General features: G+C 73.2%; 9 protein-coding genes and 1 pseudogene. 2 read left to right on the forward strand and 8 right to left on the reverse strand.

Annotation, left to right across the window (positions count from 1 at the left end):
- Positions 1-58: 58 nt before the first annotated feature.
- From purL to purD, 7 genes and pseudogenes are all read right to left on the reverse strand, one after another.
- Complete coding sequence (purL, locus tag ACR9ZK_RS09195) at positions 59-2,380, reverse strand: phosphoribosylformylglycinamidine synthase subunit PurL (RefSeq protein ID WP_481341595.1); 2,322 nt, start codon at positions 2,378-2,380, stop codon at positions 59-61.
- Positions 2,377-3,072 carry a phosphoribosylformylglycinamidine synthase subunit PurQ gene (gene purQ / locus ACR9ZK_RS09200; RefSeq protein ID WP_481341596.1) on the reverse strand — a complete coding sequence of 232 codons (696 nt, stop codon included), beginning with the start codon at positions 3,070-3,072 and terminating at the stop codon, positions 2,377-2,379. Before purQ ends, purL begins: the two co-directional genes overlap by 4 nt.
- Positions 3,069-3,356 carry a phosphoribosylformylglycinamidine synthase subunit PurS gene (gene purS, locus ACR9ZK_RS09205; RefSeq protein ID WP_481341603.1) on the reverse strand — a complete coding sequence of 96 codons (288 nt, stop codon included), beginning with the start codon at positions 3,354-3,356 and terminating at the stop codon, positions 3,069-3,071. The genes purQ and purS overlap by 4 nt, the downstream gene beginning before the upstream one ends.
- 92 nt (positions 3,357-3,448) lie before the next feature.
- The gene (locus ACR9ZK_RS09210; protein ID WP_481341597.1) at positions 3,449-4,075 is read right to left on the reverse strand and encodes an LURP-one-related family protein; all 627 of its coding nucleotides are present in this window, start codon (positions 4,073-4,075) and stop codon (positions 3,449-3,451) included.
- Between the two features lie 163 nt (positions 4,076-4,238).
- Positions 4,239-4,712, reverse strand: a pseudogene (locus ACR9ZK_RS09215) (GNAT family N-acetyltransferase); the annotation flags it as partial.
- 171 nt (positions 4,713-4,883) lie between these two features.
- Positions 4,884-5,780 carry a phosphoribosylaminoimidazolesuccinocarboxamide synthase gene (locus tag ACR9ZK_RS09220; RefSeq protein ID WP_481341598.1) on the reverse strand — a complete coding sequence of 299 codons (897 nt, stop codon included), beginning with the start codon at positions 5,778-5,780 and terminating at the stop codon, positions 4,884-4,886.
- The gene (gene purD, locus ACR9ZK_RS09225) at positions 5,777-7,063 is read right to left on the reverse strand and encodes a phosphoribosylamine--glycine ligase (protein WP_481341599.1); all 1,287 of its coding nucleotides are present in this window, start codon (positions 7,061-7,063) and stop codon (positions 5,777-5,779) included. Before purD ends, ACR9ZK_RS09220 begins: the two co-directional genes overlap by 4 nt.
- 48 nt (positions 7,064-7,111) lie before the next feature.
- Between purD and ACR9ZK_RS09230 the strand changes: the two genes are divergently transcribed.
- Positions 7,112-7,717: a DinB family protein gene (locus tag ACR9ZK_RS09230; RefSeq protein WP_481341600.1), complete on the forward strand. Its 606-nt coding sequence runs from the start codon at positions 7,112-7,114 to the stop codon at positions 7,715-7,717.
- A 60-nt stretch (positions 7,718-7,777) separates the two neighbouring features.
- Here ACR9ZK_RS09230 and ACR9ZK_RS09235 read toward each other — a convergent pair whose 3' ends face one another.
- On the reverse strand, positions 7,778-8,419 hold the full coding sequence (locus tag ACR9ZK_RS09235; protein ID WP_481341601.1) for a GNAT family N-acetyltransferase: 642 nt from the start codon (positions 8,417-8,419) through the stop codon (positions 7,778-7,780).
- A gap of 58 nt (positions 8,420-8,477) precedes the next feature.
- Here ACR9ZK_RS09235 and ACR9ZK_RS09240 point away from each other — a divergent pair, with 58 nt between their 5' ends.
- The gene (locus ACR9ZK_RS09240; RefSeq protein ID WP_481341602.1) at positions 8,478-10,793 is read left to right on the forward strand and encodes a HelD family protein; all 2,316 of its coding nucleotides are present in this window, start codon (positions 8,478-8,480) and stop codon (positions 10,791-10,793) included.
- Positions 10,794-10,947: the final 154 nt, after the last annotated feature.

A 10,947-nucleotide genomic window follows, 5' to 3' on the forward strand; every position in this document is an offset into this window, starting at 1 on the left:
GGGCGACGCCCGGTCAGGGCGCCGCCCCACCCGTTGGACAGCTGCGGCTAGGGCCGGCTCACTCGCCGAAGACCGCGGGCATCGTGAACCGGTGCGCCGAGCGCAGCTCGGACACCGACACCGTGAACAGGTCGCCGACGACGACGTCGCGACCACCGGTGACGCCGATGCGCGCGTGCGGCACGTCGCCGAGCAGCTGCTCGAACTCGGTGGCGCGACCGGCCGGGACGGCGACGAGCGCGCGGGCCGCGGACTCCGAGAAGAGCGCCGTGAACGCGTCGAGGGGCTGACCGTCCTCGGTCGTCCCGACGCGGTCGAGGCCGTCGACCGTGACCCCGACCCCGTGGCGCATGGCCATCTCGGCCAGGCCGATGGCGAGGCCGCCTTCGGACAGGTCGTGGGCGGCCTCGACGACGCCGGCCTTCGCCGCCCGCGCGAGCGCGGCACCGAGCGCCTGCTCCGCGGCGAGGTCGACCCGCGGCGGCACCCCGCCGAGGTGCTTGTGCACGACGTGCGCCCACTCGGACCCGTCGAGCTCGGCGCGGGTCGTGCCGAGGAGGTAGACGTGGGCGTCGTCGGAGCGGAAGCCGGAGCCGGAGCGCTTCGAGACGTCCTCCATGACGCCGAGGACGCCGATGACCGGCGTCGGGTGGATCGCGACGTCACCGGTCTGGTTGTAGAAGGACACGTTGCCGCCGGTGACCGGGATGCCGAGGGTCTTGCAGCCCTCGGCGATGCCCCGGATGGCCTCGCGGAACTGCCACATGACGCCCGGGTCCTCGGGCGAGCCGAAGTTGAGGCAGTCGGTGACGGCCAGCGGCTCGGCGCCGGCCGTGGCGACGTTGCGGTAGGCCTCGGCGAGGGCCAGCTGGGCGCCGGCGTACGGGTCGAGCTTGGCGAAGCGGCCGTTGCAGTCCGTGGCGACGGCCACGCCGCGCCCGGTCTCCTCGTCGACACGCACGACACCGGCGTCGTCGGGCTGGGCGAGCGCCGTGTTGCCGAGGACGTAGCGGTCGTACTGGTCGGTGACCCACGACTTGTCGCAGAGGTTGGGCGAGCCGATGAGCGTCAGCAGCTGGGCGCGGATGTCCTCACCGGTCTCGGGTCGCTCGAGGGCGGAGGCCGAGTCGGCGTTGAGCGCGTCGAGGTAGTCCGGCCGGGCGAGCGGGCGGTTGTACGTCGGGCCCTCGTGCGCCACCGAGCGCGGCGGCACGTCGACGATGACCTCGCCGTGCCACGTGATGACGAGGTGGTCGCCGTCGGTGACCTCGCCGACGACGGTGGCCTCGACGTCCCAGCGGTCCGTGATGGCGAGGAACTCCTCGACCTTCGCCGGCTCGACGACGGCCATCATCCGTTCCTGCGACTCGGACATGAGGATCTCGTGCGGCTGCAGCGTCGCGTCGCGCAACGGCACGAGGTCGAGCTCGACGTGCATGCCGCCGTCACCGTTGCTCGCGAGCTCGCTGGTGGCACAGGACAGCCCGGCGCCGCCGAGGTCCTGGATGCCGGCGACGACACCCGCCCGGTAGAGGTCGAGGCAGCACTCGATGAGCACCTTCTCGGCGAACGGGTCGCCGACCTGGACTGCGGGGCGCTTGGCGGGGCCGCCGGCCTCGAACGTCTCGGACGCGAGGACCGAGACGCCGCCGATGCCGTCGCCGCCGGTCTTGGCACCGAAGAGGATGACCTTGTTGCCGACGCCGGTGGCCTTGGCCAGGTGGATGTCCTCGACCCGCATCGCGCCGACGCAGAGCGCGTTGACGAGCGGGTTGCCCTGGTAGCAGTCGTCGAAGACGACCTCGCCGCCGATGTTCGGCAGGCCGAGGCAGTTGCCGTAGCCGCCGACCCCGGCGACGACGCCGGGCAGGACGCGCTGGGTGTCGGGGTGGTGCAGGTTGCCGAAGCGCAGCGGGTCCATGACGGCGATCGGGCGTGCCCCCATCGACATGATGTCGCGGACGATGCCGCCGACGCCGGTGGCCGCGCCCTGGTACGGCTCGACGTAGGACGGGTGGTTGTGCGACTCGACCTTGAAGGTCACCGCCCAGCCGTCACCGATGTCGACGACGCCGGCGTTCTCGCCGATGCCGACGAGCAGCTTCTCGCGCATCTCGTCGGTGGTGTTCTCGCCCCAGAGCTTGAAGTGGACCTTGCTCGACTTGTACGAGCAGTGCTCGGACCACATGACCGAGTACATGGCGAGCTCGGCGATGGTCGGCCGGCGACCGACGATCTCGCGGATGTTGAGGTACTCGTCCTCCTTGAGGCCGAGCTCGGCCCACGGCTGGTCGACGTCGGGTGTCGCCGCCGCGTGCTCCACCGTGTCGACGGCGGACGGGGCGGTCTCGACGGTGGCCTGTGCTGCGGTGTCGCTCATGCGGTGGCTGCGCTCTCGAGGGTGTGCGTGATCAGCGAGGTGAAGAAGGCCCGGCCGTCGAGGCTCGGGCCGTAGCCCTCCTCGACGCAGTGCTCCGGGTGCGGCATGAGGCCGACGACGTTGCCCCGCTCGTTCGTGATTCCGGCGATGTGCCGGTAGGACCCGTTGGGGTTGCGGCCCTCCGCGTCGGGGACGTACCGGAACACGACGCGCCCCTCCCCCTCGAGCCGGTCGAGGGTCTCCTCGTCCGCGACGAAGCCCCCCTCGCCGTTCTTGAGGACGACGGTGATCTCCTGACCGGCCTCGAAGTCGCCGGTCCACGCCGTCGAGGCGTTCTCGACGACGAGCCGGGTGTCGACGCAGTTGAACTTGCGGTGGTCGTTGCGGATCAGCGCGCCGGGCAGCAGGTGGCTCTCGGTGAGCACCTGGAAGCCGTTGCAGATGCCGAGGACCGGCAGGCCGCCCTGCGCCGCCGGCACGAGCCGGTCCATGACCGGCGCGAAGCGGGCGATGGCGCCACAGCGCAGGTAGTCCCCGTAGGAGAACCCGCCGGGAAGGATGACGGCGTCGACACCCTTGAGGTCCGCGTCGCCGTGCCAGAGGGAGACCGCCTCGCCACCGCAGGCGCGCACGGCCCGGGCCGCGTCGCGGTCGTCGAGCGAGCCGGGGAAGGTGACGACGCCGACCTTCACTGCGCGTCGTCCTTCGGCTCCGCGTCGTCCGCGGGCTCCTCGAGGACCCGGACGGACACGACGTCCTCGATGACGGGGTTCGACAGCAGCTTCTCGGCGGCCTCGCGGGCCGCTTCCAGGTGGCCGTCGGTGACGTCACCGTCGACCGTGAGGACGAACCGCTTGCCCTGTCGGACGTCAGTGAACCCGTCGAAGCCGAGGCGCGGGAGTGCCCCGCCGACGGCTTGGCCCTGGGGGTCGAGGATCTCGGGCTTGAGCATGACGTCGACGACGATGCTTCCCATCGGTGATGGTTCTCCCTGTCTGGATGGGGTCAGGAGCGTCCGTGCCGGACGGCCGAAGTCTATCGGCCCGCGCGGGTGCCACCGACCGCGTCTCAGCGGGACTGCAGGGCGTCGAGGGCGACGGCCATCGCGGCCCCGACGCGCCAGTCGAGGCGCCGCCCGTCGGCGAGCGCCGGCAGGTCGACGTGGTAGATGTCGCGGACGCCGATGCGCTTGGTCGAGCTGAGCACGACCTCCCCCTGCGGCGTCCGGAAGTCGAAGTGGAACAGCCAGGGCACCGGGATGTCGCCGAGCACCGGCACGAAGTCCCACACGCGGCGCAGGATGGCGACCTTCGCGTTGCGCTCGGTGCCCGTGGACTCGAGGCCCGCGGCGTCGCGCAGGTGCCACGTCGAGCTGGCGAGCGAGGCGCCGAAGTCCTTCTTGAACCAGCCGATCGGCGCGCCGGTGGCATCGAGGACGTCGTAGCCGGAACCGAGGTCGATGACCTTGCGGGCCCGGAACCCGAAGAGGGCGTGCGTCTTGGCCGCGTCGCTGAAGAAGGTGACCTCCTCCTTGAGCTTCATCCGCTTCTGCTCGGCGAAGCACAGCAGGCCCAGCTCGGCTCCGCTGCCGTCGGAGCGGTGGATCTCGTACCGGTTGACCATCATCGTGACGCGCTGGCGCACGACGTAGTGCTCGGTGTCGGGGGCGGGCTGCTCGGCGACGGGCTCGCTCATGGGCCCCAGCGTGCCACAGCCGTCGTGGTCCGCACGTGACGGGCCGTCCCGACTCAGGCGCGGGTGAGGCGGGGGCCAGGCAGGCGTGCAGGTGCATGTCGTGCCAGCCGTCCGGGTGCAGGAGGGCCGAGCGCCGCACGCCCTCGAGGTCGAACCCGCTCTTGACGGCGACCCGGCACGAGGGCTCGTTGTGGACCGAGTGCATGAGCTCGATGCGGTGCAGGCCGACGTCGAAGAGCCACGCCGTCATGGCGGTGAGCGCCCGGCCGGCGACGCCTCGCCCGCGACCCTCCGGCAGGACCCAGTAGCCGACCTCCGCGATGCCCTCGTCGAGGTGCAGCACCGGAAGGCCGACGCGCCCGACGAGGTCGCCTGCGCCGTCGACGACGGCCCACTCGGCGCCGGTCTCGCGCTGCCATCGCGCGTGCGCCCGCCCGCGGACCCACTCCAGCGCCTCGTCGTGGGTCAGCGAACGCCGGTGCCAGCGCTGGATGGCCGGGTCGGCGTAGGCACGGACGAGGGCGTCGGCGTCGTCGTCGCCGAACGGGCGCAACGTCAGGCCCTCCCCCGCGTCGACGGTGGGCTGGGCGGCGGCGTTGAGCGATCCGGGCGCGACGGCGACGGAAAGGGCGGACACGGCGTCATGCTCGCACGGGGTACCGACCGTGCCGTCCCCCCGTCGGCGACCCGCGCCCGGTCCGCCAAGCCCTATCTCCTCGGCGATCCGTTTCGGTCCCGCCGACAGGTCGCCGGCCGGCAGACTGTTCGGCCGACCGGACCCCGGACCGCGGACCGGAGGCGGTCGGCCTCAGAAGCGCTCGCCGGTGAGCCGCTCGTAGGCCTCGACGTACTTGGCGCGGGTCTGCTCGACGACGCGCTCGGGCAGCTCGGGCGGCGCCTCCCCGCTCCGGCGGTCCCACCCGGACTCAGGCGAGGTGAGCCAGTCGCGGACGAACTGCTTGTCGTAGGAGGGCTGCGGGTGCCCCGGTTCCCACAGCTCGGCCGGCCAGAACCGGGAGGAGTCCGGGGTCAGCACCTCGTCGGCCAGGACGAGGCCGCCCGAGCCGTCCGGGGCGAGGCCGAACTCGACCTTGGTGTCGGCGATGAGGATGCCCCGCCGGGCGGCGATCTCGTTGCCTCGGGCGAGGATCGCGCGCGTCAGCCGGGACACCTCGGCGGCGACCTCGGCACCGAGCTCGGCCTCGACCTCGGCGGGCGTCATCGGCAGGTCGTGCTCGCCCACCGGCGCCTTCGTCGTCGGCGTGAAGACCGGCTCGGGCAGCCTGGAGCCGTCGACGAGCCCCTCGGGAAGCCCGACGCCCGACACCGACCCCTTCTCGCGGTACTCCTCGAGGCCGCCGCCCGTCAGGTAGGCGCGCGCGATGGCCTCGACCTTGAGCATGTCGAGCCGGCGCACCACGACGCCGCGCCCGGCCACGGCGTCGGGCACGTCGGTGGACACGACGTGGTTGGGCACGAGGTCGGCGAGCTGGTCGAACCACCACAGCGACAGACGCGTCAGCACCGCGCCCTTGTCGGGGATCTCGGGCGACATCATCCAGTCGTAGGCCGAGAGGCGGTTGGACGCGACGAGGAGCAGCTGGTCCGGGACCTCGGTGCCGTCCGCGGCGAGCGGTACGTAGAGGTCGCGGACCTTGCCGGAGTAGACGTGCCGGTACCCGTCGAGCTCGACCCGGGTGCTCATCGGGCCGCCGCCACGGTGATGTCGCCGCGCTCGGCGCGCAGGGCGATGTCGGTGCGGTGGTGCGAGCCGGGCAGCTCGATGACGGCGACGGCGTCGTACGCGGCCTGCCGCGCCTTCGCGAGCGTCGGGCCGACGGCGACGACGTCGAGGACGCGTCCGCCCGCGGACACCAGCTGGCCCGACGCGTCGAGCGCGGTACCGGCGTGCAGGACGACGACGCCGGGCACCTCGGCGGCGGCGTCGAGCCCGGTGATCGGGTCCCCGGTGCGGGGCGAGGCGGGGTAGCCGTGCGAGGCGATGACGACGACCACTGCGCGGTCCTCGGACCAGCGCAGCCGGCCGAACCCGGCCAGCGTCCCGGTCGCCGCCGCGAAGAGCAGCTGGGCGAACGGCGTCTCGAGGCGGGCGAGCGACGCCTGGCCGTCGGGGTCGCCGAGCCGTGCGTTGAACTCGACGACCTTCGGCCCCCGCGAGGTCAGGGCGAGCCCGACGTAGAGGATGCCGACGAACGGGGTGCCACGCCGGCGCATCTCGTCGACGGTCGGCTGGGCGACGCGGGCGACGACGTCGTCGGCGAGGCCCTCGGGTGCCCAGTCGAGCGGCGAGTACGCCCCCATACCACCGGTGTTGGGGCCGGCGTCGTCGTCGGCGAGCCGTTTGAAGTCCTGCGCGGGTGAGAGCGCGACAACCGTGGAGCCGTCGCTGACGCAGAAGACGGAGACCTCCGGGCCGTCGAGGAACTCCTCGACGACGACACGTCCGCCGTCCTTGGCCAGGCACGCCCGGGCGTGCTCGACCGCGGCCTCGCGCGACTGGGTGACGACGACGCCCTTGCCGGCGGCGAGGCCGTCATCCTTGACGACGTACGGGGCGCCCAGCGCGTCGAGGGCGGCCTCGACCTCCTCGACGGTCTCGCACACGTGGGCCAGCGCGGTGGGCACCTCTGCCGCCGCCATGACCTCCTTGGCGAACGACTTGCTGCCCTCGAGCCGGGCGGCCTGCGCCGACGGCCCGAAGACGGCCACGCCCGCGGCGCGGCAGGCGTCGGCGACGCCGGCGACGAGCGGCGCCTCGGGCCCGACGACGACGAGGTCGACCTCGTGCTCGCGCGCGAGCGCCGCGACGGCGTCGCCGTCGAGCACGTCGACGGGGACGCAGAGGGCCGTGGCGTCGATGCCCGGGTTGCCGGGCGCCGCGATGACGGCCTCGACCTCCGGGTCGGCGGCGACGGCCTTGACGAGGGCGTGCTCGCGGGCACCGGAACCGAGGACGAGGACCTTCACGGCGCCCAGCCTATTGGCTCGTCCGGGTGCTGCTGCGAGGCTGTCCCGATGGCGAACACCGACGCTCCCGACGCCCCCGGCCCGGACCACGAGGCCTGGCTCGTCTCGACGCTCCAGTCCCACCGCGACGCCGTGCTGTGGAAGCTGGAGGGCGTGTCCGAGCACGACGCCCGCCGCCCCCTGACCCCGACCGGCACCAACCTGCTGGGTCTGGTCAAGCACCTCGCGTACGTCGAGCACGGCTACTGGGGCCCGACCTTCGAACGCGAGGTGACCGTGCCGCTGCCCGCGTGGGACGACGACGCGTTGCCCAACGACGACATGTACGCCTTCGCCGACGAGTCGCGCGAGGACGTCGTCGCGCTGTACCGGGCGGCCTGGGAGCTCGGTGCCGGGACCGTCGCGCTCGGCCTCGACCACCGGGGCCGGGTGCCGTGGTGGCCGCAGGAGCGTGCCGATGTGGACGTGCGGCTCGTCCTGGGCCACCTCATCGCCGAGACGGCCCGGCACGCCGGCCATGCCGACATCCTGCGCGAGCAGCTCGACGGTGCGGCCGGACGCTTCCAGGGCCGCGAGAACCTGCCCCTGGAGGACCCGGCCTGGTGGCGCGACTACCTCGCCCGCGTCGAGGCCGCCGCCGACGCCCACCGCTGAGGCCGCCGCGGCGTGAGGGTCAGGCCGTGCCGGTCAGGCCGAGCCGGTCAGGCCTGCCGGTCAGGCCGTGGCGGTCATGGTGCCCAGGCGCTCGAGGAGGCGGTGCCGCACCTCCGGCCACTCGTCGACGAGGATCGAGTACACCGCGGTGTCGCGCCACGAGCCGTCGGCGCGGCGCACGTCCCGGCGCGTCACCCCCTCGAACACCGCTCCCAGCTTGAGGATCGCGGCGCGGGACCGGGCGTTGAGCACGTCGGTCTGGATGCGGACGCGTCCGAACCCGCACGTCTCGAAGGCGTGGGCGAGGAGGAGGAACTTGCACTCCGGGTTGACCGCGGTGCCCCACCACGGCGAGCCGTACATCGTCCAGCCGAGGTGCACGTGCTGCCGGGTGAGGTCGACGTCGCCGAGTGAGCTCGTGCCGACGACCGTGCCCGCCGCACCGAGGGGCGAGTCCTCGACCAGCCGCACCGTGTAGGCGGTCCGCCCCTGCTCGCGGGCCGCGATCGATGCGGCCACGAGCGCCTCGGTCTCGGCCGGCGACTCGTGCCGGCGCATCATGAGGAAGCCCTGCTCGTAGCAGCGGGGGTCCGCGTAGACGGCGAACAGACCGTCGGCGTCCTGCGGGCGCATCACGTCGAGGCGCACGACGCGACCGACGAGCGGCACGCCGGTGGGTGGGATGGAGTCCGTCTCGGGCATGTCCTGACACTAGACTTGATGGTTCCCGCGCCGCTCAGGGCGCCCCTCGAGTCCATGGATGTCAGTGAGCACTTCGAACGCATCTCCCCAGCGCGCATCGGCCGCGGTCCCCGACGAGGTGGCCCGCGAGATCGCCGTCGAGCAGGCGCACGTCGACCGGGTCCACGAGGAGCTCGTCAAGGCCGGCATCCGGGCCGAGTCGGTGCAGGCCGAGGGCCTGTCCCGCGGCCGCATCACGAAGTCGGCGGAGGTCGCGTACGAGGAGGCGGCGGGGCTGTTCGAACGCGACGCCCTGATGTTCCACGCGGCCCGACGCCGCACCGCCCTCGACACCCAGTACGAGGGCCTCGTCTTCGGCCGCCTCGACATCGACCACGCCATGCTGCGCGCCGAGGCGGCCGGCCACGCCGGCGCGAACGGCAACGGCTCGGCGCCCTCGACAGCGGCGTCCTCGGCAGCCTCGTCGGCAGCGGCGGACCGCGAGGTGCGCTACATCGGCCGCCTCGGCGTCCGCGACGATGACTACGAGCCGCTCGTCATCGACTGGCGCGCCCCGGCGGCGTCGGCGTTCTACCGCGCGACGCCCACCCAGCCGATGGGCGTCCTGCGCCGACGCGTCCTGCGCAGCCGCGGCACGACCGTCATCGGCGTCGAGGACGACCTCATGGTGCCCGAGGCGCCCGACGACCTCGTCATCGTCGGCGACGGCGCCCTCATGGCCGCCCTGACCCGCACCCGCGGCGCGCGGATGCGCGACATCGTCGCGACGATCCAGGCGCACCAGGACGAGGCCATCCGGGCCAGCGCCCGCGGCGTCACCGAGATCACCGGCGGACCCGGCACCGGCAAGACCGTCGTCGCCCTGCACCGGGCCGCCTACCTGCTCTACTCCGACCGGCGCCGGTTCGAGTCCGGCGGGATCCTCGTCGTCGGGCCGTCGGGTGCCTACACCGCCTACATCGAGCGGGTCCTGCCCTCCCTCGGCGAGGAGAGCGTGACGCTGCGTGCGCTCGGCGACGTCCTCGACGTCGTCAGCACCGAGCGGCTCGACCCGCCCGCGGTCGCCCGGCTCAAGGGGTCGGTGCGCATCCGCACGCTGCTCGGCGCGGCGGCCCGCGGACGCGTCCCCGAGGCCCCGACCGAGTTCCGTGCCGTGGTCGCCGGCCGGGCCGTGCGGCTCGAGGCGCGCGATCTCGACCGCGTGCGCTCGCAGGTGCTGCGCCAGCACCAGCGCAACGCGGCCACCGCGGCGGCACAGGCCTCGCTCGGTGAGGCCGCGTGGAGCTCGCTCGGCATCAGCGGCGACCGCGACGCCAAGGCCGAGTTCATGGACAAGTGGGAGGACCACCTCGACGTCGAGGCGTTCATGCAGGCCTGGTGGCCGCAGGTCGACCCGCGCCAGGTGCTGCTCTGGCTCGCCGACGAGGCGCTCGTGCGCCGCCACGCGCGCGGCACGCTGCACGACGACGAGGCCGCGATGCTCGCCACCTCGTTCCGGACCGCGGTCGAGACCGGCACCTGGTCGGTGGCGGACGTCGCGCTCGTCGACGACGTCGCGGCGCGCCTCGGCCCCGTGCAGGACGCGCCCCAGGAGGAACGCGGGTTCTACGAGATCGAGGAGCTCGACGACCTCAGCCAGTACGGCGTCACCGAGGTGCAGCCGGTGTCGGCCCGCGACGAGCGGCGGGCCGAGGCCGTCGGCGGCGACCCCACCGACCGGCTCCTCGCCGGGCGCATCGGCAAGCCCGAGGAGTACGCCCACGTCCTCGTCGACGAGGCGCAGGACCTCTCGCCGATGCAGTGGCGGATGATCGGACGCCGCGGGCGGCACGCGTCGTGGACCGTCGTCGGCGACGCCGCGCAGGCCTCCTGGCCGGATGCGGCCGAGGCGGCGTCGGCACGTGAGGAGGCCTTCGGCACGCAGCCCCGCCAGCGCTTCCACATGGACACCAACTACCGCAACGCCCGCGAGATCTTCGACTTCGCCGCCGACGTCGTGCGCCGCGAGGTGCCCGACGCCGACATCCCGCAGGCGGTCCGCGAGACCGGCGTCCAGCCGCTCGAGCTGCCCCTCGGCGCCGACGGGGCCGAGTCCCTGTCAGCGGTGCGCTCGGCGGTCGACGCGCTGCTCGGCGAGGTCGAGGGCGCCATCGCCGTCGTGACGCCGGCCCGGCACGCGCCGGCGCTCGCGTCCGTCGACGGGGCCGGTGAGGGCCGGGTCCAGGTCGTCGACCCGATGTCGACCAAGGGTCTCGAGTACGACGCCACCGTCGTCGTGGACCCGGACGAGATCGTCGCCGAGTCGCCCGGTGGCGTCCGGGTGCTCTACGTCGCCCTGACCCGAGCCGCCCACCGGATGACCGTCCTGTCCTGATCCCCCCGGTATGTCCCGTGCTCCTGAGCACGACATCGAGGTAAAGGTTTGTTCAAGGAATCGCCGAACCATCGACTCCTCAGCACGGGCGAGAGATGATGGTCCGGACGTCGAAGGCTGTCTCTTATACACATCTGACGCTGCCGACGACGGA

This window comes from Monashia sp. HAY1-5C, from assembly GCF_056755255.1.

Excerpts from the sequence above, each read along its gene's own strand:
- purL (WP_481341595.1), bottom strand. The coding sequence starts at position 2,380 with ATGAGCGACACCGCAGCACAGGCCACCGTCGAGACCGCCCCGTCCGCC.
- purS (WP_481341603.1), bottom strand. The coding sequence starts at position 3,356 with ATGGGAAGCATCGTCGTCGACGTCATGCTCAAGCCCGAGATCCTCGAC.
- ACR9ZK_RS09210 (WP_481341597.1), bottom strand. The coding sequence starts at position 4,075 with ATGAGCGAGCCCGTCGCCGAGCAGCCCGCCCCCGACACCGAGCACTAC.
- ACR9ZK_RS09220 (WP_481341598.1), bottom strand. The coding sequence starts at position 5,780 with ATGAGCACCCGGGTCGAGCTCGACGGGTACCGGCACGTCTACTCCGGC.
- ACR9ZK_RS09230 (WP_481341600.1), top strand. The coding sequence starts at position 7,112 with ATGGCGAACACCGACGCTCCCGACGCCCCCGGCCCGGACCACGAGGCC.
- ACR9ZK_RS09235 (WP_481341601.1), bottom strand. The coding sequence starts at position 8,419 with ATGCCCGAGACGGACTCCATCCCACCCACCGGCGTGCCGCTCGTCGGT.
- ACR9ZK_RS09240 (WP_481341602.1), top strand. The coding sequence starts at position 8,478 with ATGTCAGTGAGCACTTCGAACGCATCTCCCCAGCGCGCATCGGCCGCG.